Source organism: Streptomyces sp. NBC_01384, assembly GCF_045040035.1.
Classification (GTDB): Bacteria; Actinomycetota; Actinomycetes; order Streptomycetales; family Streptomycetaceae; genus Streptomyces.
In genome coordinates this window covers 8,673,799-8,698,689 of record NZ_CP109559.1, presented here as the reverse complement: position 1 = coordinate 8,698,689, position 24,891 = coordinate 8,673,799, and the positions used below count along the sequence as shown (strand labels likewise).

The 24,891-nt window shown below is 71.0% G+C and carries 24 protein-coding genes, 3 tRNA genes and 3 pseudogenes; 13 read left to right on the top strand and 17 right to left on the bottom strand.

What is annotated here, in order from left to right; translation table 11 throughout:
* Window positions 1-3: 3 nt before the first annotated feature.
* Together OG747_RS39975 and OG747_RS39970 are read right to left on the bottom strand one after the other, a co-directional pair.
* Window positions 4-1,017 carry an LLM class F420-dependent oxidoreductase gene (locus OG747_RS39975; protein WP_405884229.1) on the bottom strand — a complete coding sequence of 338 codons (1,014 nt, stop codon included), beginning with the start codon at window positions 1,015-1,017 and terminating at the stop codon, window positions 4-6.
* Entirely contained in the window at window positions 1,017-2,183 is a 1,167-nt protein-coding gene (locus tag OG747_RS39970; protein WP_405884228.1) for a CaiB/BaiF CoA transferase family protein, read from the bottom strand. The genes OG747_RS39975 and OG747_RS39970 overlap by 1 nt, the downstream gene beginning before the upstream one ends.
* A 346-nt stretch (window positions 2,184-2,529) precedes the next feature.
* Between OG747_RS39970 and OG747_RS39965 the strand changes: the two genes are divergently transcribed.
* Complete coding sequence (locus OG747_RS39965; RefSeq protein WP_405884227.1) at window positions 2,530-3,702, top strand: saccharopine dehydrogenase family protein; 1,173 nt, start codon at window positions 2,530-2,532, stop codon at window positions 3,700-3,702.
* An 18-nt stretch (window positions 3,703-3,720) separates the two neighbouring features.
* On the opposite strand, the gene mmpA is transcribed toward OG747_RS39965, so the two are convergent.
* From mmpA to OG747_RS39945, 4 genes and pseudogenes are all read right to left on the bottom strand, one after another.
* Window positions 3,721-3,867: a morphogenic membrane protein MmpA gene (gene mmpA, locus OG747_RS39960; protein WP_405884226.1), complete on the bottom strand. Its 147-nt coding sequence runs from the start codon at window positions 3,865-3,867 to the stop codon at window positions 3,721-3,723.
* Window positions 3,868-3,929: 62 nt separating this feature from the next.
* Window positions 3,930-4,664 (bottom strand): endonuclease V, encoded by a 735-nt coding sequence (locus OG747_RS39955; RefSeq protein WP_405884225.1) that lies wholly within the window; start codon window positions 4,662-4,664, stop codon window positions 3,930-3,932.
* 126 nt (window positions 4,665-4,790) lie between these two features.
* Window positions 4,791-4,979 (bottom strand): annotated as a pseudogene (locus OG747_RS39950) (plasmid stabilization protein); the annotation flags it as partial.
* 7 nt (window positions 4,980-4,986) lie between these two features.
* Window positions 4,987-6,048: a WD40/YVTN/BNR-like repeat-containing protein gene (locus tag OG747_RS39945; RefSeq protein ID WP_405884224.1), complete on the bottom strand. Its 1,062-nt coding sequence runs from the start codon at window positions 6,046-6,048 to the stop codon at window positions 4,987-4,989.
* A 285-nt stretch (window positions 6,049-6,333) separates the two neighbouring features.
* Between OG747_RS39945 and OG747_RS39940 the strand changes: the two genes are divergently transcribed.
* The 4 genes and pseudogenes from OG747_RS39940 (at window position 6,334) to OG747_RS39925 (ending at window position 10,688) form a co-directional block, all read left to right on the top strand.
* Window positions 6,334-6,750 carry an SsgA family sporulation/cell division regulator gene (locus OG747_RS39940; protein WP_405884223.1) on the top strand — a complete coding sequence of 139 codons (417 nt, stop codon included), beginning with the start codon at window positions 6,334-6,336 and terminating at the stop codon, window positions 6,748-6,750.
* Window positions 6,751-6,817: 67 nt separating this feature from the next.
* Window positions 6,818-8,431, top strand: a pseudogene (locus OG747_RS39935) (ABC-F family ATP-binding cassette domain-containing protein); the annotation flags it as partial.
* 196 nt (window positions 8,432-8,627) lie between these two features.
* Window positions 8,628-9,404 carry a dimethylargininase gene (gene ddaH, locus OG747_RS39930; protein WP_405884222.1) on the top strand — a complete coding sequence of 259 codons (777 nt, stop codon included), beginning with the start codon at window positions 8,628-8,630 and terminating at the stop codon, window positions 9,402-9,404.
* A 306-nt stretch (window positions 9,405-9,710) separates the two neighbouring features.
* Complete coding sequence (locus OG747_RS39925) at window positions 9,711-10,688, top strand: acyl-ACP desaturase (RefSeq protein WP_405884221.1); 978 nt, start codon at window positions 9,711-9,713, stop codon at window positions 10,686-10,688.
* Between the two features lie 21 nt (window positions 10,689-10,709).
* Here OG747_RS39925 and OG747_RS39920 read toward each other — a convergent pair whose 3' ends face one another.
* The gene (locus OG747_RS39920) at window positions 10,710-10,904 is read right to left on the bottom strand and encodes a hypothetical protein (protein ID WP_405884220.1); all 195 of its coding nucleotides are present in this window, start codon (window positions 10,902-10,904) and stop codon (window positions 10,710-10,712) included.
* A gap of 412 nt (window positions 10,905-11,316) precedes the next feature.
* On the opposite strand from OG747_RS39920, the gene OG747_RS39915 reads away from it, so the two are divergent.
* Entirely contained in the window at window positions 11,317-12,162 is an 846-nt protein-coding gene (locus OG747_RS39915) for a hypothetical protein (RefSeq protein WP_405884219.1), read from the top strand.
* Window positions 12,163-12,181: 19 nt separating this feature from the next.
* On the opposite strand, the gene OG747_RS39910 is transcribed toward OG747_RS39915, so the two are convergent.
* Window positions 12,182-12,256 (bottom strand) — tRNA-Gly (locus tag OG747_RS39910).
* A 102-nt stretch (window positions 12,257-12,358) separates the two neighbouring features.
* Here OG747_RS39910 and OG747_RS39905 point away from each other — a divergent pair.
* Complete coding sequence (locus OG747_RS39905) at window positions 12,359-13,756, top strand: DUF2201 family putative metallopeptidase (protein ID WP_405884218.1); 1,398 nt, start codon at window positions 12,359-12,361, stop codon at window positions 13,754-13,756.
* 137 nt (window positions 13,757-13,893) lie between these two features.
* Window positions 13,894-15,699 carry an AAA family ATPase gene (locus OG747_RS39900; RefSeq protein WP_405884217.1) on the top strand — a complete coding sequence of 602 codons (1,806 nt, stop codon included), beginning with the start codon at window positions 13,894-13,896 and terminating at the stop codon, window positions 15,697-15,699.
* Here OG747_RS39900 and OG747_RS39895 read toward each other — a convergent pair whose 3' ends face one another.
* The 5 genes from OG747_RS39895 to OG747_RS39875 form a co-directional block, all read right to left on the bottom strand.
* Window positions 15,700-16,917 carry a ribonuclease inhibitor gene (locus OG747_RS39895; protein WP_405884216.1) on the bottom strand — a complete coding sequence of 406 codons (1,218 nt, stop codon included), beginning with the start codon at window positions 16,915-16,917 and terminating at the stop codon, window positions 15,700-15,702.
* Entirely contained in the window at window positions 16,911-18,248 is a 1,338-nt protein-coding gene (locus OG747_RS39890) for an SDR family NAD(P)-dependent oxidoreductase (RefSeq protein ID WP_405884214.1), read from the bottom strand. Before OG747_RS39890 ends, OG747_RS39895 begins: the two co-directional genes overlap by 7 nt.
* Window positions 18,249-18,276: 28 nt before the next feature.
* A tRNA-Ala gene (locus OG747_RS39885) sits at window positions 18,277-18,348 on the bottom strand.
* Window positions 18,349-18,398: 50 nt separating this feature from the next.
* Window positions 18,399-18,470 (bottom strand) — tRNA-Glu (locus OG747_RS39880).
* A 117-nt stretch (window positions 18,471-18,587) separates the two neighbouring features.
* Window positions 18,588-18,836, bottom strand: coding sequence for a WhiB family transcriptional regulator (locus OG747_RS39875; RefSeq protein WP_405885953.1), 249 nt, complete (start codon window positions 18,834-18,836; stop codon window positions 18,588-18,590).
* A 234-nt stretch (window positions 18,837-19,070) separates the two neighbouring features.
* Between OG747_RS39875 and OG747_RS39870 the strand changes: the two genes are divergently transcribed.
* Together OG747_RS39870 and OG747_RS39865 are read left to right on the top strand one after the other, a co-directional pair.
* On the top strand, window positions 19,071-19,862 hold the full coding sequence (locus OG747_RS39870) for a VOC family protein (protein ID WP_405884213.1): 792 nt from the start codon (window positions 19,071-19,073) through the stop codon (window positions 19,860-19,862).
* A gap of 241 nt (window positions 19,863-20,103) precedes the next feature.
* Window positions 20,104-20,427: pseudogene (locus OG747_RS39865) on the top strand (TetR/AcrR family transcriptional regulator); the annotation flags it as partial.
* A 55-nt stretch (window positions 20,428-20,482) separates the two neighbouring features.
* On the opposite strand, the gene OG747_RS39860 reads toward OG747_RS39865, so the two are convergent.
* Both OG747_RS39860 and ligD read right to left on the bottom strand, forming a co-directional pair.
* Complete coding sequence (locus OG747_RS39860) at window positions 20,483-21,529, bottom strand: LacI family DNA-binding transcriptional regulator (protein WP_405884212.1); 1,047 nt, start codon at window positions 21,527-21,529, stop codon at window positions 20,483-20,485.
* A 267-nt stretch (window positions 21,530-21,796) separates the two neighbouring features.
* Complete coding sequence (gene ligD / locus OG747_RS39855; protein ID WP_405884211.1) at window positions 21,797-22,813, bottom strand: non-homologous end-joining DNA ligase; 1,017 nt, start codon at window positions 22,811-22,813, stop codon at window positions 21,797-21,799.
* A 66-nt stretch (window positions 22,814-22,879) separates the two neighbouring features.
* On the opposite strand from ligD, the gene OG747_RS39850 reads away from it, so the two are divergent.
* Both OG747_RS39850 and OG747_RS39845 read left to right on the top strand, forming a co-directional pair.
* Complete coding sequence (locus tag OG747_RS39850) at window positions 22,880-23,323, top strand: hypothetical protein (RefSeq protein WP_405884210.1); 444 nt, start codon at window positions 22,880-22,882, stop codon at window positions 23,321-23,323.
* Between the two features lie 60 nt (window positions 23,324-23,383).
* Complete coding sequence (locus OG747_RS39845; protein WP_405885952.1) at window positions 23,384-23,791, top strand: class IV adenylate cyclase; 408 nt, start codon at window positions 23,384-23,386, stop codon at window positions 23,789-23,791.
* A 63-nt stretch (window positions 23,792-23,854) separates the two neighbouring features.
* Here the strand turns inward: OG747_RS39845 and OG747_RS39840 are convergent, their stop codons facing one another.
* Entirely contained in the window at window positions 23,855-24,049 is a 195-nt protein-coding gene (locus OG747_RS39840) for a hypothetical protein (RefSeq protein WP_405884209.1), read from the bottom strand.
* Between the two features lie 71 nt (window positions 24,050-24,120).
* On the opposite strand from OG747_RS39840, the gene OG747_RS39835 reads away from it, so the two are divergent.
* Window positions 24,121-24,438 (top strand): hypothetical protein, encoded by a 318-nt coding sequence (locus OG747_RS39835; RefSeq protein ID WP_405884208.1) that lies wholly within the window; start codon window positions 24,121-24,123, stop codon window positions 24,436-24,438.
* A 228-nt stretch (window positions 24,439-24,666) separates the two neighbouring features.
* Here OG747_RS39835 and OG747_RS39830 read toward each other — a convergent pair whose 3' ends face one another.
* A complete protein-coding gene (locus OG747_RS39830) occupies window positions 24,667-24,846 on the bottom strand; it encodes a hypothetical protein (protein WP_405884207.1) in 180 nt (59 codons plus the stop codon).
* Window positions 24,847-24,891 lie beyond the last annotated feature (45 nt).

Below are 24,891 nucleotides of genomic sequence, written 5' to 3'. Positions count from 1 at the left end.
CTCCTAGAGCCAGTTCTTGACGGTCTCGACCAGCCGGGCCGGCTCCGGCCCGACCGGGGTGACGTTGAGCATGTCGACCCCGGCCTCCCGGAAGGCCTCGACACGCTCACGCACATAGCTCTCCGGGCCGCAGAGCGTCATGAGCTCGCAGAACTCGTCCGGAACGGCGGCCTCGGCCTCCTTCTTCTTCCCCGAGAGATACAGCTCCTGGATGAGCCGGGCCTCCTTCTCGTAGCCGTACGCCACCGCGAGGTCGTTGTAGAAGTTCTTGCCGGGCGCGCCCATGCCGCCTACGTAGAGGGCGATTTTGGGTCGCGCGAGCTCGCGTACGGCCGCCGCGTCCTCGCCGATGGCAAGCAGGCCGCCCGCGACGGTCCGCAGGGGGCCGAGCGCCGGGTCCCGGAGCGCGGCGCCCTCCGCGAGGGAAGTTCCCCACACCTCGTGTGCCTTCTCCGGGATGAAGAGGGTGGGCAGCCAGCCGTCGGCGAGTTCGGCGGTCATCCGCACGTTGGCGGGGCCCAGCGAGGCCACGTACAGCGGGACGTCGGGGCGCACCGGCTTGGTGAGGAGCTTCAGGGGCTTGCCCAGGCCGCCGGGGCGGGGCATGTCGGTGATGCCGTGGTGGTCGATGACCTCGCGGCGCAGGATGCGGCGGGTCAGCTCGATGGCCTCGCGGGTGCGGCCCAGCGGCTTGTCGTACGCCTTGCCGTGCCAGCCCTCGACGACCTGCGGGCCCGAGGCGCCGAGGCCGAGGATGGCGCGACCGCCGGAGATCGCGTCGAGCCCGGCGGCGGTCTGCGCGAGGAGCGCGGGGGTGCGCGAGTAGACGTTGAGGATCCCGGAGCCGATCTTCATGCGCTCGGTCCGGGCGGCCAGATAGCCCATGATCGTCGGCGCGTCGAAGCCGTAGGCCTCCGCGACCCAGACGGCGTCCAGGCCCGCGGCCTCCAGGGCGGCGACCTCCTCGGCCGCCTGCCGGGGATCGCCCGCGTAGTCGAGCGGGAGGGAGAGCTCCATCAGTCGCCGTCCTTCATCAGGTTGTCCTTCATGAGGTCGTGCCGCATCAGCTGGGGTACGTCCCAGTCGCGGGCCACGTCCGCGGTGTCCGCGCCCGGCTGGGCGGGGCCGGTGCGGACAGAGGTGCGGGTCAGGGAGAAGCGGGGTGCGGGGGCGGGCTGGGTGATGCCGCCGTGGTCGGTGAAGGTGCCGCGGGCGGCGAGATGGGGGTGGGCCGGGGCCTCGCGCAGCGACAGGACGGGGGCCACGCAGGCGTCGGAGCCCTCGAAGACCGCGGTCCACTCGTCCCTGGTGCGGGTCTTGAAGCGGGCGGCGATCGCCTTGCGCAGCTCGCCCCAGCGGGCCAGGTCCTTGCGGGCGTCGGCGTGCTCCTCGATGCCGAGCAGTGCCACGAACTCGGCGTAGAACTGCTGCTCCAGGGCGCCCACGGCCATGTACTTGCCGTCGGCCGTCTCGTACGTCCCGTAGTACGGACAACCGCCGTCCAGGAGGTTGGCGCCGCGCCGGTCCTGCCAGCCGCCGGCCGCGACCATGCCGTGGATCATCGAGGCGAGGTGCGCGGCCCCGTCGACGATCGCGGCGTCCACGACCTGCCCGGCGCCGGTGGCGCGTGCGTGGTGGAGCGCGGCGAGGACGCCGACGACGAGGTAGAGCGAGCCGCCCGCGTAGTCGCCGACGAGGTTAGCGGGGACCGTGGGCGGCTCGTCCGGCCTGCCGATCATGCCGAGGGTGCCGGTGAGGGCGATGTACGCGATGTCGTGCCCGGCACGCGGGGCGAGCGGGCCCTCCTGGCCCCAGCCGGTCATCCGGCCGTAGACGAGCCGGGGGTTGCGGGCCTGGCAGGTCTCGGGGCCGACGCCGAGTCGCTCGGCGACGCCGGGGCGGTAGCCCTCCACGAGGATGTCCGCGCGTTCGACCAGGTCGAGGACGCGGGCGGGGCCGTCCTCGGCCTTCAGGTCGATCACGACCGACCGCTTGTTGCGGTTGGTGATGTCGTACTCCGGGTTGACGGCGAGCCCCGTGCCGCCGGGCCGGTCCACGCGGACGACGTCCGCGCCGAGGTCGGCGAGGAGCATGGCGGCGAACGGGCCGGGCCCGATGCCCGCCAGCTCGACCACGCGCACCCCGGCGAGCGGGCCGTGCGCCGGCGTCCCTGCCACTGCCATCGAGCCCCCAGCACTGTGACACTACTGATGTGACATCAGAGATGTTAAGAACGTGTTCCACGCCGGGCAAGCCCCTGACGAGCAAGCGCTTAGTTAAAACCTCGGGTGGCAGACCATGACCAAAGGTGACGGATCAGGGTGTTTCGGTGGGCGCCCAGCTCCACGATCAGCTTTTTCGGCGCGATCGCGCGATAGCTATCCACTGGGCGCCGGGTGAGGTCAGGGCGTTTCTCGGCTGGGCCACGGCCACCTCCGACCTCTTCGTCGACCTCATCGTTCGGCTGCTCGTACCTCACGCTAGCCTCAGCCACCGACAACGGCGCTTCGCGCACAGCAAAGGGGTGTCATGAGCAGGCTGAACGGGACGTCTCGCACGTACGACATCGTGCTCTTCGGAGCCACGGGGTTCGTCGGGGCCCTCACCGCGGAGTATCTGGCCGCGCACGCACCCGAGGGGCTGCGCTGGGCGATCGCGGGGCGCAGCGAGGAGAAGCTGGAGCGGCTGCGGGAGCGGCTGGCCGGTGCCCCCGACGTGCTCCGGGCGGATGTCTCCGATCCGGCGTCACTGCGCGAACTGGCCCGCCGCGCGCGCGTGGTGGCGACGACGGTCGGGCCGTACATACTTCACGGCGAGGAGCTGGTCGCCGCCTGCGCCGACGCGGGCACCGACTATCTGGACCTCACCGGTGAGCCCGAGTTCGTGGACCTGATGTACGTCCGGCACGACGCACGCGCGCGGGAGACCGGGGCGCGGCTCGTGCACGCCTGCGGTTTCGACTCGGTCCCGCACGACCTGGGCGCGTACTTCACGGTGCGGCAGCTTCCCGAGGGCGTACCGGTGAGGGTCGACGGATTCGTCCGCGCCCAGGCGATGTTCTCGGGCGGCACGTTCGCCTCCGCGCTCACCCAGTTCGCGCGCGGGCGGCACATCCTGGCCGCGGCGCGGGACCGTGGGCGGCACGAACCGCGGCTGGTGGGGCGTCGGGCGTACGCGCCACTGAGCGCGCCACGGTTCGCCAAGGAGGTCGGGGCGTGGGCGCTGCCGCTGCCCACGATCGACGCGCAGATCGTGCAGCGCTCGGCGCGGGCCCTGGAGCGGTACGGGCCCGACTTCCGCTACCGCCACTACGCGGCCGTCGAGCGGCTGCCGGTCGCGGTGGGCGGGGTCACAGCCGTCGGCGCGGTGTTCGCAGCGGCGCAGGTGCCGCCCGCGCGACGCTGGCTGTCCGACCGGGTCAAGCCGGGCGAGGGGCCGAGTGCCTCGCGGCGGGCGAAGAGCTGGTTCTCGGTGCGGTTCGTGGGTGAGGGCGGCGGGCGGCGCGTGTTCACGGAGGTCGCGGGCGGTGACCCCGGCTATGACGAGACCGCCAAGATGTTCGCCGAGTCCGCGCTGTCCCTCGCCTTCGACGACCTGCCCCAAACGGCCGGACAGGTCACGACGGCGGTGGCGATGGGCGACGCGCTCATCGACCGGCTCCGCGGGGCGGGGATCACTTTCCGGGTGGCCGCGTCGCTGTGATAGCGCCCGGAAGGCCCCCTAGAGCGGCCATCCCAGCACCGTGTAGATCATCCCGCCGATCCAGCCGAGTCCGGCGAGGACGGAGAGGACCAGTGCGGCCATCACGGTGCGCTCGACGGGCTGGGTGGCGCCGGCGGCGGGCTTCGGAGAACGGTGCGTCGTCATGCGGCACAGCCTGCCGATCATGACCGCGCCCGCACATCCGTACAGGTACTCAGAGCACGTACTCAGTCGACGGGTGGAACTCCTGGGGCGGTTGTCGAGGCAATCGCCTCCTGGAGGGCCCGTCTGCACAGCGAGTCCGCGCGTCGGGTGGTCTCCGGGAGGCGGTACTTCGGGGCGAGCGCGAGGGTGTGCGCGCAGGCGTTGTCGAGGCTCATCCGGTGACCGACCGAGACGAACACCGGTTTGACGCCGTCCTGGGTGCGCAGTGCGCGGCCGACCTCCTCCAGGCCCGAGCTCGTCTCCGCGAGCAGCGGGGACGCGCTGCCGCGCCGGGCGCCGGGCTCCTCGTACGAGAAGGTGAAGGGGTTCTTGGCCACCCCGATCGTGGGGAGCCCGGTGAGCACGCCGAGGTGGCTGGCGAGGCCGAATCGGCGGGGGTGGGCGAGCCCGTAGCCGTCGCAGACGACGAGGCCCGGCGCACATGGCAGCGCGTCGAGCGCGGCCAGCACGGTCGGGATCTCGCGGAAGGCGAGCAGCCCGGGAACGTACGGGAAGGAGACCTGTCCGACGGCGGTGGCCTCGGCGACGACGTCGAGGGTGGCCGCGTCGAGCACGACGGCCGCGGCCACCACGACATCCCGCTCGTCGTCGTACGCCACGTCGACGCCCGTCACCCTGCCGGTGCCGGGCGGCGGCCCGGGCTCGTCGAGCACCACGCGCCCCCGCAGCTCGTCCTGCACAGCGCGGGCCTGCTCCTCGGTCGCGGGCCAACCCGCGGGCATCGGTACGGTGTTCATCGTGTGACGAGCCTAAAGCCCGACCCGGGGCCCAAGGCCTTGCGAAGCCCCGCAACACCCAAGTCCCCGCCAGGGATCCAAGGCCCGTCACTCGCCGCCGAGTGCGCGCCTCAGCTCCTCCTTGTTCCTGCCGGAGGAGATGTCCTCCGTGGACGTGCCGCTCGCGGTCTTCGACTCGCCGGACCGGGCACGCTCCTTGTCGACGGTGCGCGCGGCGATCTCCTCGGCGCGTTCCCCGCTCTCTCCCCGGTCGAGTGCGCTCTCCTTGATGTGCTCGTACCGGCGTTCGCGCTCGGGGCTGGAACCACGGGGCACGCGGCGATCAGCGTTCCAGACGGGCCACCCGCCCCTTCTCGCCGGCCGCCCAGCAGCCCAGGTCGGGGGTGCAGTCCACGGTGTCGTACGAGCCGGTGTCCAGGGTGTGCCAGGTGCGGCCGCCGTCGGTCGTGAGGTCGGTGCCGGTCGGGCCGACCGCGAGGGCGGAGGTGCGGCTGTGCGGGAGCCAGGCGACACCGGAGCGGTAGGCGGGCGGCGGCTGGGCGGCGGGGGCCCAGGTGCGGCCGCCGTCGGGTGTCAGGGCGGCCGCCTGGGGTGACGCCTGGTCGGCGCGGTAGTCGCCGCCGACCGCGAGGCCATGGGCGCGGTCGCGGAAGGCGAGGGCGAAGACGCCGCGCGCCGGGTCGCCCGCCGGGATCGGCGTGTCGGCCGCCTTCCAGGTCAGTCCCCGGTCGGTGGAGTGCAGTACGCGCGCGTGTGCACCCCCGCCGGTGGCCAGCCACACATCGTGCGATCCCGCGCTCACCAGGCACTGCCCGCTGGCGGCGAAGCCCGCCTCGCCGTCCTGCGCGGCGGGCATGCCGTCGCTGGGCAGCACCTTCCAGGACCGTCCGCCGTCGCTGGTGGACAGGATGCGGAACTTGCCGTCGACGGGGTCGCTCATCGCGAGGCCGTGGCGCCGGTCGAAGAAGGTCAGGCAGTCGTAGAAGGCCTTCGCGTCGGTGTTACGGAAGGACTCGGTCCAGCTCGCGCCGCCGTCATCGGTCCTGAAGACCCGGGAAGCCTCGCCCTCACCGATGGCCAGCACCACGGCGCGCCGCGCGTCGAACGCCTCGATGTCGCGGAACTCCAGGTCGGCGGCGCCGGGCGGCGAGACGTTGTGCCAGCTCGCGCCGCCGTCGGTGGTGCGCAGCACGGTGCCCTTGGCACCGGCCACCCAGGCGGTGTCCCGGCTGACGGCCGACAGTCCGCGCAGCCGTACGTCGGTGCCGCTGTCCTTGAGCGCCCAGTGGGCCGCCTTCCCCGCCTCGTGCGCCTGCGCGGGCGCCGCCGTGAGTGCGGCGGCGAACGCTGCCGCGCACAGTCCCACGGTGACCGCCCGGCTCATACGTCTCGACTTCCCCAAGCCCCTCATGGCGGGCGAAGCTAGCCGACTCCTCCGGCGCCGTCCAGATGCCCTCGGCGGGAACCCGAAGGCCGTGGTTGGTGTCCTCTCCGGTATCGCGGGCATGAGGGAACGAGAAACGGATCACTATGGGTCACCACGGTGAGTGGACTCGGTGACAGAGGTCACTCGGGTTTCAGGTGCACTCAATGGCTCATTCTTTCGTCTCTTACATTGCCCGGCCTCATCCGCCCGGAGTTCGTCCAGCCGTCACAAGGGAGCAAGGCGTTGTCCACCGTCATCGAGCAGCCCGTAGAGGCCCGTCTCGTCGCCGCCGCGCCGCGGATGCCGAGCATTCCCGCAACGCTCCACTACGACCGGCACGATCCCTTCGCCGTCCGTATGACCTTCCCCGCCCCGGCCACCCTGGAGGGCGTGGAGGTCTGCTGGACGTTCGCGCGCGAGCTGCTCGTGTCCGGCATGCAGGGGCCGGTGGGGTACGGCGACGTACGGGTGCGGCCGTACGGCTACGACCGCACCGTTCTGGAGTTCCACGCCCCCGAGGGCACCGCCGTGGTGCATGTGCGCTCGGGCGAGCTGCGGAAGTTCCTGCAGCGCACGACCGGGCTGGTGCCCGTCGGACTCGAGCATCTGCAGGTGGACCTGGACCACGACCTTGCGGAGCTCATGCGGGGCACCTGCTGAGCGGCGCCCCCGCCCTCAGCGACTGCCGCCCATCACGGAGTTGAGCTCGGCGTAGTCGAGTCCGCCGGTCACCTGTACCTCCCTTTCCTTCGCCTGGCCGGACGGGACCGCCGTCTTCGACGACCTCCAGGTCGCCTTCGGCCCCGGCAGGACCGGCCTCGTCGGCGTCAACGGATCAGGGAAGTCGACCCTGCTGAAGCTGATCGCGGGCGAACTCACCCCGGCCGACGGCACAGTCCGCGTCACGGGCGAGGTCGGCTGTCTGCCGCAGAACGTCACGCTCGACACGGCCCTGCGGGTCGACGAGGCGCTCGGCATCGCCGCCACCCGCGCCGCTCTGCACGCCATCGAGGCGGGCGACGTGGCCGAGGAGCACTTCGAGGTCGTCGGCGACGACTGGGACGTCGAGGAGCGGGCGCTCTCGACGCTCGGCGAACTCGGGCTCGGGCACATCGATCTGGACCGCACCATCGGCGAGGTCTCGGGCGGCGAGTCGGTGTTGCTGCGGCTGGCCGCGCTGCTGCTGCGCCGACCGGACATCCTGCTGCTGGACGAGCCCACCAACAACCTCGACCTGTACGCGCGCCGACGGCTGTACGCGGCCGTCGAGGCCTGGTCCGGGGTCATGGTCGTGGTCAGCCACGACCGCGAACTCCTGGACCTGGTCGATCAGATCGCCGATCTGTGCTCCGGGGAGATCACCTGGTACGGCGGCAACTTCTCCGCGTACGAGGAGGTGCTCGCCGGCGAGCAGGAGGCGGCGGAACGCATGGTGCGCGTCGCCGAGGCCGACCTCAAGAAGCAGAAGCGCGAACTGGTCGACGCGCAGGTCAAGCTCGCCCGCCGCAAGCGGTACGGCCAGAAGATGTTCGAGCAGAAACGCGAGCCGAAGATCGTCATGGGTGCGCGCAAACGGGCCGCCCAGGAGTCCGCGGGCAAGCACCGCATCATGCACGAGGAGAAGCTCGCCGAGGCCAAGGGGCGGCTCGACGACGCGGTGGAGGCCGTACGGGACGACGACGAGATCCGGGTCGACCTGCCGTACACGGCCGTGCCTCCTGGCCGGACCGTCCTCACCCTGGAGAGCCTGGAGCTGAGGTACGGCGCGCGCGTGGACGGCGTGTTCGATCTGCGCGGGCCCGAGCGGGTCGCGCTGATCGGGCGCAACGGCGCGGGCAAGACCACACTGCTGCGGACCATCGCCGGCGAGCTGGACGCCGTGTCCGGCGGGGCGCGGGCCCATGTGCCGCTGCGTTTCCTGCCGCAGCGGCTCGATGTCCTCGACGACGAGCTCACCGTGGCCGAGAACGTGGTCCGGTTCGCGCCCGACGCCACCAACAACCGGATCCGGGCGCGGCTCGCCCGCTTCCTGTTCAAGGGAGCGAAGGCCGACCAGCGGGCGGCGACGCTCTCCGGCGGCGAACGCTTCCGGGCGGCGCTCGCGGCGCTGATGCTGGCCGAGCCCGCGCCGCAGCTCCTGATGCTCGACGAGCCGACGAACAACCTCGACCTGGCGAGCGTCCGGCAGCTCACCACGGCACTGGAGTCCTACGAGGGCGCGCTGATCGTCGCCAGCCACGACGTGCCGTTCCTGGAGTCGACCGGAATCACACGTTGGCTGCTGCTGGAAGGAGGAGAACTCAAAGAAACCACGCCGGAAGCTGTCGGGTATCCCGCATAGCGCCGCACCCGGCGGCTGGCTAACGTCGGTCCCAGGCACCGCCCCGCGTTCCGACGCGGGGCTGCCCACCGTCCACGCCGAGGGTCATCCCTCGTCCGGCCGAAGGGACCGCGCCACGCCAAGCCGGGGGCTTTTGTGCGCGCGACCGGCGCTGCATGATGTGCGCCGACGCACCCTGCCGATTCGGAGATCGCACGTGCCCAGCCAGAAAGCCCTCATCCGCAGGCCCGGTCCCCGTCTCGCCGAGGGACTGGTGACGCACATCGAGCGCGAGAAGGTGGACGTCGACCTGGCCGTCGAGCAGTGGGAGGCGTACGCGGAGGCCCTGCGTACGCACGGCTGGGAGACCGTCGAGGTCGATCCGGCGGACGACTGCCCCGACTCGGTGTTCGTCGAGGACACCGTCGTCGTCTTCCGCAATGTCGCGCTGATCTCCCGCCCCGGCGCCGAGTCCCGGCGCGCCGAGACCGCCGGGGTCGAGGAGGCCGTGGCCCGCCTCGGCTGCTCGGTGAACTGGATCTGGGAGCCGGGCACCCTGGACGGCGGCGACGTCCTGAAGGTCGGCGACACAGTGTACGTGGGCCGCGGAGGGCGTACCAACGCGGCCGGGGTCCAGCAGTTGCGGGCGGCGCTCGAACCGCTCGGGGCGCGGGTCGTCGCCGTACCGGTGAGCAAGGTGCTGCATCTGAAGTCCGCAGTCACCGCGCTGCCCGACGGGACGGTGATCGGCCACGAGCCGCTGGTCGACACGCCGTCGCTGTTCCCCCGTTTCCTGCCGGTGCCGGAGGAGTCCGGGGCGCATGTAGTGCTGCTGGGCGGCGGGAAGCTGCTGATGGCGGCGAGCGCCCCGAAGACGGCGGAACTGCTCGCGGGCCTCGGCCACGAACCGGTTCTCGTGGACATCGGCGAGTTCGAGAAACTCGAAGGCTGTGTGACATGCCTCTCGGTACGACTTCGGGAGCTGTACGTCTGAATGAGTGAACGGGATGTCCGCCCCGTCCGGTACCTGCGTCTCGGGGGCGGGTCACGGCCAGTGCCGGATCGGAGCCGGGGACACCCGACTCCCCCTCGCGAACCCCCGCTGATCAGGCACTCTTTACAGCAAACTTAACCTACGGTTTCGTAACCTACGGATACGTAGCCTACGATGCCGTAGGTTATGTTCCCGCTCAGTATCTGGCTCAGCGCCTGACTCAGTGGCCGCGTCCCTGACTCGACAGCTGGCTCAGTACCTGACCCACCACTTCGCTCAGTAATTTCACGTCCCCCTGGAGCACCCGTGACGATCACTTCTCCCCACCTTGACAGCCCGTCCGCCGCCTGGACCGACGCTCGGCTGCTGTACGCGCTGGAAGAAGTGGTCGAGACCGAGCTCAACCGCCACCTCAAGGTGGCCAAGGACTGGATGCCGCACGAGTACGTGCCGTTCAGCGACGCCCGTAACTTCCCCGGCATCTTCGAGGACGGCGAGGCCTGGGACAAGGAGCAGTCCAAGGTCACCGAGCTCGGCCGGATCGCGCTGGTCGTCAACCTCCTCACCGAGGACAACCTGCCGAGCTACCACCACGAGATCGCCACGCTCTTCGGCCGCGACGGCGCCTGGGGCACCTGGGTGCACCGCTGGACCGCCGAGGAGGGCCGGCACGGCATCGTGATGCGCGACTACCTGCTCGCCTCGCGCGCCGTCGACCCCGACAAGCTCGAGGCGTTCCGCATGGCGCACATGAGCGAGGGCTTCGAGTCGGACAACCGCCACTCGATGCTGCACTCCGTCGCGTACGTCGCCTTCCAGGAGCTCGCGACCCGCGTCTCGCACCGCAACACCGGTCACCAGTCGGGCGACCCGGTCTGCGACCGCATGCTGGCGCGCATCGCGACCGACGAGAACCTGCACATGGTCTTCTACCGCAACCTCCTGAAGGCCGCGTTCGAACTGGCCCCCGACCTGACCATGCAGGCCGTCCGTGACGTCGTCGTCAACTTCCGGATGCCCGGTCACGGCATGCCGGGCTTCGAGCGGGCCGCCGCGCAGATGGCCATCGGCGAGGTCTACAACATGCGCATCCACCACGACGACGTGCTGCAGCCCGTACTGCGCCACCTCAAGGTCCTGGAGATGGACGGTCTCGGCCCCGAGGGCCTGCAGGCCCAGGAGGAGCTCGGCTTCTTCATGGGCGGCCTGGACGCGGAGGCCTCGAAGTTCGACGAGAAGCTCGCGGCCCGCAAGGCGCGGATGGCCGCGCGCGCCGCCGGCTGACGACCTCCGGTCGAAGCCGCCTCACTCGTACGCCGTCACCTGGTCCAGCGCCGCGTCCCGCACGTCGGCCACCGGGTGGCGGCGCAGTGCTCTCAGCCGTTCCCGCCAGGGCGTTGCCCAGCCCGTACGGGCGCCGATCGCCCCGGTGACGGCCGCCGCGAGCAGCCCCTCGCCGTACCCGCCGCACTCGCCGTGCGCGCCCAGCCGCCTGACCACCTCCAGCAGGACGTCGGGGTCACCCTCGTGAGCGTCTCTAGAACTCTGTGTGTGCCTGTGGTTTCCAGGCTTTTCGGCTCCAGGTGCCCCGGTTCCGCATCCAGGTCCAGGTGGAACGCCATGATCGCGGCCGCCTGCGGTACGAAGGCGTCGTGCGTGCCGAGCAGTTCTCCCGCGGCGAGGGCCGCGGGTTTCGAGCTCTGCCGGCGCCGGCCGCAGCGGGACCATCTCTCGCACCAGTAGGGCGAGTTCACTCATGCGCTGGGGGAACGACAGCGGATCGAGGGCGTTGAGCAGACTTTCGGCGTGCCGCTGCGGGGTGCGATCCATGCGGGGATTGTGCCTGCTGGACGGGGTACGGCGTACTGATTTCCCGGTGCGGTCCGGCGCGCGCCTGCGGCATCATGCGGCCATGCATGACAACAGCACCTCGGCACGGACGGTCGGGTTCCTGCTGGGGCTGATCGGGTCCGACGACGCCGAACGGGTGCGGCGTCGAATCCGGCTGCCCGGTTCCGACGCCGACGAAGGCGAGAACAACCGGTCCGTGCTGTACGCCGCTTGGAAACAGCTGGCCCTGCCGTCCTCCGTGCTGCTGTGGGCACTGGAGGAGGACGATCCGGAGCGGAACGCCGTCGTGTGGAGACACAAGTCGGCGGACGACGCCATGCGCCGGGCTGTTGTGCGTGGCGTACCCCATGGTCCCGGCCGCGCCCGGAGCGTACGGGTCGAGAAGGAGCTGCGCCGCGAGCCGGAGCCGCCGGTGCCCCAGCACTTCAGCAGGTACGGGCTGATCGGTGCGCTGCGGGCGTCCACGTCCATGGGGCCGGCCCGAACGGCGGCGTCCATGGTCGTCGGGCGCCCCGGCTGGGAAGCCGTCGCGGCGGCGGACCGGGAGCGTGCGCTGCCCGGTTACGCGCGCTGGGCGCTGGCCGTGCGCCCCGACTGCCCGGCCGCGCTGCGCATCCAGTTCGGCTCGCACGCGAAGTTCACCCATCGGGCGCGGCAGGCGGGCGTCATCGACGGTCCGGCGCGGTACGCGACGACATGGAGCCCCGCGAACCGGGTGCTGATCGTGCTGTCCATGGGCCTGACCATGTTCCCCACCCGTGTCCGGGAGGCCGAGGACGCGCTGCGGCCGCTCGTACGGAAGCACTTGGGCGACCGCGAGGACGCGTGGGCCGTGGTCGCCCAACTGGCCGGGACGTACCACGGCACGGTTCCGGAACTGCTGATGACAGCGGGGGCCATCGCCTGAACGCCTGAAGGGAAGGGGGCCGGGGCGGCTGGATTCGAACCAGCGTGTTCTGGTTTGGGAGACCAAGTGCGCCTGCCTCTGCGCTACGGCCCCGCCCTTGAGGCCGAGCGTAATGCCTTGGCCCGATGTCAGTGGGACCTGGTACCAAAGAGGCAATGGGGGAGATGGCACGCGGCATCGGACACGGGGGCGGGGCATGGCGTACGGAGAGCGGGGGCGGCGGCCCGTCGTCGATCTGGCGGACCGCAGGGCGCTGGAGCGGTTCCGGCCTGCCGACCCGGACGTCGTCGAGGAGGCGCGACGGCTCAAGGAGGCCGCGCTGCTGGACTTCGGGCTGACCGAGTCGGCGGTGGCTTCCTGGCTGTACGCGAAGTGCCACCACCAGTTGGCGACAACGGCGGTGGACACGGCGGCCGTGGTGGCCTCCGGCGACGGCTCCTGCCTGCTGCTCTACAACCCGGACTTCTTCGCACGACTCGGCCTGGACGGCGTGAAGTTCGTGCTGTTCCACGAGGCCCGGCATCTGGTCCAGCGGCATCTGTTCGCCGACCCCGAGCTGCGTGCGGACCCGGTCTTCGAGGTGGCCACCGAAGTGTCCATCAACCATGTGGCACTGGTGCGGCTCGGCAGGGAGGAGCTGCCCCTGCTGGACGGCCGCCCCACCGGCATCGATCCGCGCGGGGTCCATGAGATGTACCGGAAGGACCTGCTCGCGCAGGGGCTGGAGCCGGTCACGTACGACGAGTTCACCGAAACGGACATGACGGTGTACGGCGAGCTGAAGAGGATGCGCCGGCCTCCGGTCACCGCCGGGCGGCTGTGCGTCCACCTGACGTCCGACGTGCCCGCCGACCAGGAGACCGTCGACGAGGTGGGCTCCTCCGCGCTGCTCAACGCGCTGCTCGCGGCCCGTCGTGGCCACCTGTGCGCCGAGCAGGAGCTGCTGGACCTCATGGGCCGCACCGAGGACGCCCCGGCGCGGGCGGCGAAGATCTGGGGGCAGCTGGGCGCCGGTGTGCTGCGCGGCGAGACCGCGCGGACACGGACGGTCGACTGGTGGCAGCGCTGGCTGGTCGACGTGCTCGGCTCGAAACTCCGGGACGGCGAGCGGCTGGTGTACCCCAAGAAGCGGGGCGCGCTGCTCGCGGCGCTCGGCCAGGACCCGATGCTCTCGCGGCGGGGCCCGGTGCGGGACAAGGTGCTCGTGATCGCGTACGACACCTCGGGCTCCATGCCGGACCAGGTCATCGACTGGCTCACCGAGCTCGTCGGGCGGATCGACGGGGTCGAGGCGCACTGGTTGTCCTTCGACGCCGAGGTGATGCCCTTCGAGCCGGGCGGCCGGGTCTACGGCGGGGGCGGCACGAGCTTCCAGGCCGTCGCCGACTATGTGGAGGGGCACACGGAGGTGAACGGCCGCCGCTGCGAGGTGAGTCCGGACGCCGTGGTGATGCTCACCGACGGCTACGCCCCGCCGATCACACCGGCCGAGCCCGACAAATGGATCTGGCTGATCACCGAGGGCGGTCACGAGTGGCCCGAGACCCACATACCGGCCATGGACTGCCATCGCGTGACCACCGGATCACGCTAGGGCCTGTCTTTTGGATCAGGCCTGGGCCGCGGGGTCTGGCACGCACATCTGCGGCGGTCAGGCGCCGTTTCCTGAAGCGACCTGATCCAAAGGACAGCCCCTAGCCGCCAAACCCCCTCAGCACAGGACCAGGACGGATGACCACCGCCACCAACTCCAGCCACACCGACCGCACCTCACCCGCGCCCTCCCGTCTCGAGGCGTTCATCGACGCGATGATCGACATGGGGCAGACGGGCCAGATCTTCGGCGAGCACGGCATCGGCAAGACGGCGACGTTCTTCTCGCACGTGGCACGCGCCCACCCCGACGCCACGCTGGTCTACGTGCCCGCGGCGAACCTCACCCCGGACGACCTGCTCGTCAACGCGCCGGTACGGGACCCCCGCACCGGCGAACTCATGCTGCGCCAGCTCGTCATGAGCCAGTTGAAGCCCGGCACTCCCTTCGTGCTGCTCATCGACGACTCCCTGCAGGCCGGCGACACGATCCAGTCGCAGCTGATGCAGATCGCCTGCAACTGGACGCTCGGCGAGCACGATCTGCGTGCCCTGGGCTGCGTCGGCGTCTTCCTCACCGACAACGAGTCGCTCGCCGAGACCTCGGCCCGGCGCAGCGACCTCGCACTCCTCGACCGCATGGTCACGATGCGGATCTCGGCGAACGACACCTCGTGGCGCCACCACCTCGCGGCCAAGTACCGGGAGTGGGACCTGACTCCGGTCTTCTCCCTGTGGGCGTCCCTCTCCCCCGCGCTGCTGTCGCCGCGCACGCTGGACCATGTCCTGGCCAACGCCAGGGAGGGCTTCCCGCTGAGCTGGGGCCTGCCGCTGGTGGACGGTGAGCGGCTGCGCCTCGTCGAGGCCCGCCCGGACGGCAAGCCCGGACAGAACCGTACGGCCGAGGTCCTGAACCGGATCGCCGAGTACCTGGGGGTGTCCAACCCGTCGACGCTTCCCGATCCGGTGCGTCAGGTGGTGCGGGCCGCGCTGCGCAATCGCTGGACGGTGCTGCTCCAGGGCCCGCCGGGCTGCGGCAAGACGGAGCTCGTACGGGAGACGGTGCGCGAGGGGCTGGGCCGGGAGCCGCTGTACTTCTCGCTGCCGGTGACCAATGTCGAGGACCTGTGTGCCCCGATCCCATCGGCGGACGGCACGCTGGACAACCTGCTCGCGGCGAACTTCACCGGTCCCGAACCGAAGGCGATCGTCTGGGACGAGTACAACCGGCCCAAGGACAAGGCCGCGTTCGCCAAGCTGATGGAGATCACCCAGGAGTGGTCGCTCGCCGGGCGGCGGATCGAGAACCTGCGGGCGCAGATCGCTGTACAGAATCCGCCGTACCACTTGGGCCGCAAACTCCTGGTGGCGCGGAACAACATCGCGCAGGCCAGCCGCTTCACTGCCTCGCTGACGGTCGAGCCCGAGGACATCCCGGCCAATGAGTGGCTGCTCGCGCGGTACGGCTCGGACGCCGAGACCGTCCTGGAGTGGTGGAAGCACGACATCGACGACGACGGGCGCGCCTGGATCACCAAGCGGACCCTGGAGCGGCTCATCAAGCTGCACCGGCACGGGCTGCCGCTGGAGATGGCCACGGTCTACCTCGGCGACGGCGAGTACGCCCCGGTATCACTGACGGCGCTCGTCGACCGGCTGCGCGGACGGCCGGTGACGGGGCTGCGTGAACTCGCCCGCGAGGCGGACGCGTGGGAGGCACGGCTGCGACGTGCGGCGCGACACTCCGACGAGGGCACCGACGACAGCGACGTCGTCCACCAGATCCTCGCCAACGCGGAGCTGTCCCAGCTGAAGAAGCACCGGGCGGTGGTGGCCCGCCTGGTGCCCCTGCTGCCGCCGAAGCTGCGGGCGACGTATCTGGTGGGGGCATCGGAGCAGCAGCAGCGGTTCTGGACGGAGATATTCGTGGCGATGCGGCGCTGATCACCCGTCGGCGTCGCCGTCGGGCGGCGCCGTGCGGTGGACACTGCGCACGGCGGCGACGCCGGCGGGGACCGACGGCATCGGAAGGTGCGCGCTCAGCACGTCCAGGCGCCGCTTCACGCTGGCCGCGATGCCCTGGCCGAGGACGAAGCGGGTCGCGGTCGCGGCGCACGGGGCAGTGTCGAGGAGACGGTGGGCCTCGCGACTGCGCATGCCGGTGTGGGTGAGGACGAGGTGGGTGAGGCGGTGTTCGGCGCTCGCGAGGGTGTGCGCGATGTCGGTGGCCGCCGTGAGGTCGACGCGGTTGTCGGCAGCGCCGAGCACCGCGGCCGCCCGTACCCGCCCGAGGTCGAGCAGGGTGACCCCGGCCGCGGTCGCGGCCGCCACCAGCCGGGCGGCGGCGTTCGGCCCGATTCCGTTGCTGGCGACGGAGAGCCGGGCGAGTCTCCCGTACGGCGCCCGCTCCAGCGCCTCGGCGAGGCGCAGCGCGCCCGCGTCGCCCAACCGCGCCGCGGATACGTAGAGTTCGTCGACCGCGCCCTCGGCGATCAGCGCGGACAGCGGCACCGCACCCGCCGTGCTCAGCGGATTGCCGCCCACGAACAGGCGCTCGATACGTCGCCCGTTCTCCGCCGCGGCGAGAAGGGCATCGGCGAGGACGAGGGCGCCCGCCGCGTCGAGCCCCGTCTGCACGAGGTCGAGCGTGCGCAACGACCGTGCGGCCTCGATGAGTTCGGCGGCTGCCTGGCCTCCCCCGCTGCCGAGCGGGTTGCGCTTGAGCCACACGCCCGTGACGACTCGCGGCGAGGCGCGCAGGTTGTCGGCGATGCGGCAGGCGCCGCCCGCGGTGATCCCGTTGCAGCCGAGGTACAGCGTCTCGACCTCGGCGCTCGCGGTGACCGCGGCGGCACCCTCGTCGCCGAGCCCGTCGGTGCCGAGCAGCAAATGCCGTACGGGAGACGGGCTGCCCGAGACGGCGGACACCTCGGAGAGGGCCTCGGCGACCAGCGCCGCGCCCTGCGCGCCGAGGCCCTGCTTGCACAGGTCGAGCCGCCCGTCGGGCAGCGCCGTACCGGCCGTGAAGTCCAAGCGCTCACCCGCCGGACGGCCGCCGCGCAACCAGTCGAGAAGCGGGGCGAGTTCAGCCAACGGCCGCGGTACGACCGGTGGTACGCCCGCGAATTCCGGGTCCGGCTCCCGCTCGGGCTCGCTCACCATTCCGCCTCCCGGTAGTCCTTGAGGAACACCCCGGACACGGGTGCGCCCGCCTCGCCCCGCACGATCGGGTCGTACACCCGGGCCGCCCCGTCCACGATGTCGAGCGGAGTGCGGAACCCCGCGCCCGCCATCCGCTCCTTCTTGGGGGCGGGGTTCTCGTCGGTGATCCAGCCGGTGTCGACGGCGCACATGTGCACGCCCTGCTCGGCGAGTTCGGTGGCGCTGGTGCGCGTGAGCATGTTGAGGGCGGCCTTGGCCATGTTGGTGTGCGGATGGCCCGCCATCTTGTTGCGCACGGCGAAGCGGCCCTCGACGGCCGTCACGTTGACGACATATCGGCGCGGGTGGGGCGAGGCCAGCAGCAGGGGCAGCAGCCGGTCGCAGAGCAGCGCCGGGGCGAGCGCGTTGACCAACTGGGTCTCCAGGACCTCGGCCGGGTCGAGTTCGCCCAGCCGCGCCGACCAGGAGTTCTCCGGGGAGGGGTCGGGCAGCAGCCCGGCCTCGTCGGCCTCGCGCAAGGCCGCGGGAAGCGCCGAGGGACCACTCACCAGGGCCCGCATCGGCGTGAACCCCGGCGCCTGCCGGGCACCTTCGGGCAGCCCGGCGCGCTCCCCGCCGGCCAGCAGCGCGTACGACTCGGCGGGCCGCCGCACCGTCTGCGCGGCGTTGTTGACCAGGATGTCGAGGGGCTCACCCTCCTGCCTCAACTGCTCGCAGATCCCGAGTACCTGGCGCGGGTCGCGTAGATCCACCGCCAGCACCGTCAGCCGGTCCAGCCACTTCGCACTGCCCGGTTCGGCGCGGAAGCGACGCACGGTGTCGTGTGGAAAGCGGCTGGTGACCAGGAGTTCGGCGCCGTCGCGCAGCATCATCAGGGCCAGCTGGAAGCCGATCTTGACGCGGCCCCCGGTGAGCAGAGCTCGACGGCCGCTCAGGTCGGTGGTGAGCGCACGTCGGGTGGTGTTGTCGGCGGCGCAGTCCGGGCACAGCCGGTGGTAGAAGGAGTCGACCTGTCGATAGGGCGTCTTGCAGACATAGCAGGCACGGGGCTTCCCGAAGACGCCGGTTCCGGCCCCCGGACGGGCCAGCGGCGCGTCCTCCCGCCGGTCGAGCGCTCCCGTCGCGGTCGCGGCCATCACGGCAGCGTCGGCGGCGGAGAGTTCGGCGCTGCGCACCTTGCGCCTGCGCACCCGCCCGTCACGCGCGAAGGACGCGGCGACCTGTTCGGCGCGCAGCCGCACCGGGTCGTCGACGGGCAGCGCCCGCAGCTTGCCGACCGTACGGTGGAATGCCGCCAGTTCGTCCTGCGTGATCCCGCCGCCCTCAGCCATGTGTCCCCGCCCCGCGTGTGCACTGCCGTGGCCCCGGCCGGATTCGAACCGGCGTGACCGCCTTGCCAAGGCGGCGAGTCTGCCTCTGCTCTACAGGACCCTGCTCCCCGGTTCGGACCCTGCTCCCCCGGCCCACCGGAACGGACGCAGCCCAGGCGACCGGATTCGAACCGGCGTGACCGCCTTGAGAGGGCGGCGAGTCTGCCTCTGCTCTACGCCCGGGTGCGCCACGGGGATCCTAACCGTCGCCCACCTGGTCGCCGTACTGATTTCTCGGCAGGGCGCGGACCGGGACGCGGCGGTTCACTGCGTCGTGCGCGGGGCTCGGCGTCGTAGGGGTCAGTTCTGGTCCGCGCGCCGGAGGCTGAGCCGCTCCTTCTCGGACAGGCCGCCCCAGACGCCGAAGCGCTCGTCGTTGTTCAGCGCGTACTCGAGGCAGGCGGAGCGCATCTCGCACATGCCGCAGATGCGCTTTGCCTCGCGCACCGAGCTGCCCGGCTCGGGAAAGAAGAAATCGGCCCCGGTCTGCGCGCACAACGCCTGCTCCTGCCAGGCGGAGTCGGCCGGGGTGATGGTGTCGGTGTGCATGGCGAAGATCGTGCCGTACGGCGAAAAACGTTCGATCAACGTGGGATCAACGCCGCGTTCCGAAGCGTCCGGCGGCTCGCCGCAAAGTATGAAAACAAAACAAACATAACCGATCACCCAGGGTAATCGCAATGGTCACTCCTGCCCATGGGTGGAGTCCCGGCAGCGGTTGTCAGTGGCCGGTGCCAGACTCGGCAGTGCAGGCAACTGGACCCCTCAAAAGGAGGGCACATCATGCTCACCACCCGCTTTGTCACCGGCGCCCCGAACTGGCTCGATGTCGGCACCCCCGACATCGAAGGCGCCTCGTCCTTCTACGGCGGACTCTTCGGCTGGCAGTTCCAGTCGGCAGGGCCCGACGCCGGCGGCTACGGTTTCTTCCAGCTCGCCGGAAAGACCGCTGCGGGCGGTATGCAGACCACCGAGGAGCAGGGCCCGCCCTCCTGGACGGTGTACTTCCAGAGCCCCGACGCGCAGGCCACGGCCAAGGCGGCCGAGCAGGCCGGCGGCAGTGTGATCTTCCATCCCCTGGATGTCATGGGCCAGGGCCACATGGCGATTCTCGGAGACGAGGCCGACGTGCCCTTCGGCATCTGGCAGCCGGGCCAGACCAAGGGCATCGACGTGGCCGGTGACCCGGGTTCGCTGTGCTGGGTCGAGCTCTACACGGCGGACGTCCCCGCGGCCGCCGCGTTCTACAACTCCGTGTTCGGCTGGGAGACCTCGGCCGCACCGTTCCCTGGCGGCACATACACCTGTATCAACCCCGCCGGGACCGAGGAGAAGGACATGTTCGGCGGCGTCGTCCCGCTGGCCGACGACCCGGTAGAGGCCCAGTCGGGCGCGTACTGGCTGCCGTACTTCGAGGTCACCGACACGGACGCGGCCGTCAGCAAGGCCCAGGAGCTGGGCGGCACGGTCCGCATGCCCGCCACGGACCTGGAGGGCGTCGGCCGCATGGCGAAACTCGCCGACCCGTACGGGGCACGCTTCGCGGTGATCAAGAGCGCGCCGCAGCAGAGCTGAGCGCACAGGTCCGAAAGCACAGGTCTGAGGCCACAGATCCGAAAGCACAGGTCGGAAGCCACAGAGGTGAGGCCACAGAGGTGAGACAGGATCGGTGGGGCCCGATGCGTGGGCCCCACCGATCCCCTCATGACCGGAGCCGCCGAGACGCCCCCGTCCGGGGAAGCGTCCTCAGCCCCCATACCGAGGGCCCCCTACGCCCCTACGCCCCGGCAACTCCAGCAGCTCCGGCGATCCATGAACTCGCCCCGTGGAAGGAGTCGACTCTCTCGACTCCGTGCACGCCCACAACCGGGAGACGGTAGCGGTACTGCTGCGCCGCGGCCGTGAACAGGGCACGATCCGGGACGACCTCACCACCGAGGACCTCCTCGTGGCACTGGCCGTACTCGGCCGCGCCGTCCCGGCTCTCACGAGCACGGCCCCGGACGCCTGGCGCCGTCCGCTCGCCCTCCTCCTGGACGGCCTGCGCGCCTCCCCCACCGCCGCTCCGCTGCCCGAGCCGTCACTCACCCCGCCTCAACTCGGCGCGTTCCTTGGCAACTTGGGCCCGCACCGGGACTGACGCAAGCCGGCGGACTCGAACAGACGCGAGCGGACGCGGTGCGAGGGCAACGGGCCTACGCGGAAACCCGCCGTACCAACGTCGTCGGCAGCACCACACTGGAGGGCCCGCCGCCCGAACCCTGCTTGCCGGTCCGGCGATCGAGGTCCCGCAACAACAGACGAGCCATCAACCGGCCCATTTCCTCTATGTCCTGACGGACCGTCGTGAGCGGCGGGTCCGTTTGTTCGGCGACCGGCAGCATGTCGTCGAACCCGATCACGGCGACGTCCTCCGGCACCCGTCGCCCCCGCTCGCGCAGCACCCGCAGGGCTCCCGAGGCCGTCAGGTCGTTCGCCGCGAACACCGCGTCGACGTCCGGGCAGCGCTCCAGCAGCTCCCGCATCGCACGCTCGCCGCCCGCGGGCGTGAAGTCGCCCTCGACGACGAGCCGTGGATCGGCGTCGACCATGACGTCCCGGTACCCGTCGAGCCGGTCGACCGCGGAGGTCTGGTCGAGGGCGCCGGTGATGTGCGCGACCCGCGTACGGCCGAGTCCGACGAGATGGCGTACGGCCTCGCGGGCGCCGCCCCGGTTGTCGCTGTCGACGTACACCGGGGACACTGCGTGGCCCGTGCCGTCGCTCCAGCCGGGTCGCCCGCCGAACACGGTCGGCACACCCGCGCCGTGGATCAGCTCCGGCAGCGGGTCGTCGAGGTGCAGCGAGAAGACGAGCGCGCCGTCGACGTGCCCGCCGGCGAGATAGCGGCCGACGCGTGCGTGGTCGTCGCGCCCCTCCGTGAGCAGCAGGACGAGCTGCGAGTCGTGCGCCGTCAGCTCCTTGCTGATGCCTCGGAGTTGGAGAGCGAAGAAGGGGTCGGCGAACACCCTGGTCTCCGGTTCGGCGATGACGACGGCGACGGCATCGTGACGCCGGGTGACCAGGCTGCGCGCGGCCTGGTTGGGGACGTAACCGAGCTCCTCGACGGCCCGTCTGACCCGCTCGACAAGCGGTTCGCGCACTCCGTCACCGCCGTTGACCACGCGCGAGGCGGTGGCCCGCGAGACCCCGGCCCGCGCGGCCACGGCCTCCAGCGTGGGGCGCGACACTGTCTCGGTCACCTCAGGGCTCCTCCTCGGCGGTTGCCGAGAAGGATAGCCCCAGGCCGCACACGATGGGAGCGCTCCCTGATCCGTACCGGCCCGTGCCCGAAACACCCTGCGCGCCGGATCGATCCCCCTTACGCGCCGGCTCGAAAACCCTGGCCCGCGGGCACGAAATTCTGAGGGCCTGCCGTCGGCTCGTGGCGGCGCTCGACGGGTGACACGGTGACACCACGCCCAGCCGCCGACCGCCCTCGACACGGGCCCTCGGAGCGCCCCGGTCCGCTAGCCGTCCTCGCGCTTGGCACGGCTCGGCTGCACGCGCTTCGGCTCGCCCGGCATCTTCGGGTACTCGGGGGGATACGGCAGGTCCCCGAGACCGTGATCGTGTTCGTCGCGGCTCGCCAACTCCAGGAGCGCCTCAAGGGAGAAGGCATGGTCGTCCATGTCCGCATGCACATCGCCGAGTTCCGCGAAGCGCTGGGGCATGGTCGCCAGGTCGAAGTCCCCGGGACGGGCGTCGCCCACCTCGTCCCAGCGCAAGGGCGCGGAGACCGGGGCGTGCGGGCGGGGACGTACCGAATAGGCGGAGGCGATGGTGCGGTCCCGCGCCGTCTGGTTGTAGTCGACGAAGATCTTTTCGCCGCGCTCCTCCTTCCACCACGCGGTGGTCACCTGGTCGGGCATCCGGCGTTCGAGTTCGCGCCCCGCGGCGATGGCGGCCCGGCGAACCTGGGTGAAGGTCCAGCGCGGTGCGATCGGCACGAAGACGTGCAGCCCACGGCCGCCGGAGGTCTTGGGCCAGCCGCGCAGATCGCCGTACTCATGGAGGACCTCGCGCAGTTCATGGGCGGCGCGCACCGCGTCGTCGTAGTCCGTGCCGGGCTGCGGGTCGAGATCGATGCGGAGTTCGTCGGGGCGGTCGACGTCGTCGCGGCGTACCGGCCACGGGTGGAAGGTGAGGGTGCCGTACTGCGCCGCCCACACCACGGCCGCGACCTCGGTGGGGCACATCTCGTCGGCGCTGCGCCCGCTGGGAAAGGTGATGTGGGCCGTCGGGATCCAGTCGGGCATGTTCTTGGGCGCCCGCTTCTGGAAGAAGTTCTCGCCGGTGACGCCCTCCGGGTAGCGCTCCAGGGTGGTGGGGCGGTTGCGCAGGGCGCGGAGGATGCCATCGCCGACGGCGAGGTAGTAGTGGGCGAGGTCCAGCTTGGTGAAACCGCGCTCCGGGAAGAAGATCTTGTCCGGGCTGGACAGTCGTACGGTCCTCCCGGCTGCCTCGAGTTCCACCGCATCGGCCATGCGAGCCACGGTAGGCGCAGCGCGCATACCTCGCACACCGGGCGAAAGGCTCCGCGCCGCCGCGACGTGACCGACAAGTCTCACCCGTCCCCGCCCGATCCTTGGGCCCAAGCGCGCCGGATCGCCGCCGCGTGGCAGGAGATGGGCCGCGGCGTGGACCGGCGGACCCAGGTGGCCCGTATGGAGGCCGTTCGCGCCACCAGGACCAAGGGTGTGGCGGAGGCCCGCACGGTGCGCCTGCAGGAGGTCATCGACAAGGCCGTCGCCGAGGCGTTGCAGAACCTGCGCCAGGGTGCGGCAGCGGTGTCCGAGAGCACGCCGGACGTGCCCGAGGCGCCGGCCGTGCCGGAGAAGCCGTTCCACGAGATGACGACCGAAGAGTTCCGGGCGGCCGCCACCACGGCGTGGGGCCGGCGGGGCGCTTCGATGCGGTCGCCAGGCCGGCAGTCCCGGCGGCCGATGACGATCAGCGAACTCATCGCCGGACAGTACGGCGAGGACGGAGCGTAGTCCCTGACCAAGGTCGCCGTGCAAGCGTTGACTTGGCGGCTCATCCGCACGGACTCCACCATGTTCGTCAGCGCCTTCGACGCGGGGTGGGAGGGTCACGAGAGCGCCACGTACAAGGACGCGACAGTCGACGAGCGCTCCGGGTCGAAGCCTGAGCACGAGACCCGCGTCGAGGACTCCCAGGAAGCGCACTCCATCCTGCAGGGCCTCGGGTACGTGCCCGTGATCGCGTTCGAGAAGCGGTGCCGGAACTACGAGTTCGAGGCGCGCGGCCGGCAGTTGCTCACCACGCTCGTGCGCGTCCCGGAGATCGATGGGACGTTCCTGGAGGTCGAGACGCTCGTCGACGAGGACGACGTCACGGCCGCGCTGGACGACGTCCGCGCGGTGCTCGCCGAACTCGGTATCGGGCCGGAAGACCTGACGAGGGAGACCTACACGGGCGCGGTGGCCGCGCAGCGCGGCTGACGAGCGGGCTCGCGCGGCGCAGCTGCGCTCGGCGTAGGCGAGTCAGGGACCCGAAGTGCCCTGTCACCCGCTCGGTGTGACCCCGTTGACGTTCTGCCCGGGAGCGCGCGGGGGGATCGGGTGCATGCCGGGCAGCTTGCCCGCGCGAACGTTCCAGCCTGCCGTGAAGATGTCGTCCCTCAGCACGGTGGCCTCCTCCGCGGACCTGTTGGCGGCGCCGAGGTGCTGGACGGTATTGCTGACGCTGACGTGCGGCAAGTTGCAAGGTCCATCAGGGTGATTAGAGTAGTAATGACCACATTTGGCCTATATGACTGAGGGGTAAGGCCGTGAACGCCAGTCGTTGGAAGCGATCCGTTGTCTTGAGCTCGACCCTCATTCTCGCCCTCGCTCCGGTTGGCCTGCAGCAGGCTTCGGCGGCCACGCCGAGCGAGACCCACGCGAGTGCGCCTACAGCCGTTTCAAATCAAAATGAGTACCGCCGGGGCTTCAAGGACGGCTTCCGGGATGGCTATGAGGATGCCAGACACGACTGCCACAGGGACCGCGGCGGGTATGGACACGGCCACTCCAACGGCGACTACTACCGCGGCTACAGCGATGGCTTCAGCGCCGGGTTTTCCCGGGCCGAACGGCAGTACTGCTGAGCCTGTCGGAGGTTCAACGCGTGAGGCGCGGGCGGCTGTTCAGCAGCTCATTAAGTGAGTGAGGCTGTGGTGGGCGCCAGAGAGGCCGTTTCCAAGGGCACTTGGGGTCCCTGGAAGCGGCCTCACTGCCTCACTTGATCGTCGTTTGCGCTGATCAGCGCCAGGGTGACGGCCGGCGGCCCGTCGCATGGGGTGGGGTCGTCGTGGTGCGCGGCTGGGCAGCGCTGCTCACCACTGTGCGGGGAGTTCGTCGGCGGCGAGGACGTCGACCGGGTCCGGGACGGTCTCGACGGCCGGCGGCTCGACGAGCGAGGCCGGCGCGATGACGGAGCGGACGGCGTCGGCAACGGCGCCGATCAGACCACGGACCGTGCGGGCGGCACGAGGGGACGCGGGAAGGCTGAGCACCGGTTCTCCTGTGTCAGCAGGTTGTTCCGTAGGCCCTCGCTCGGT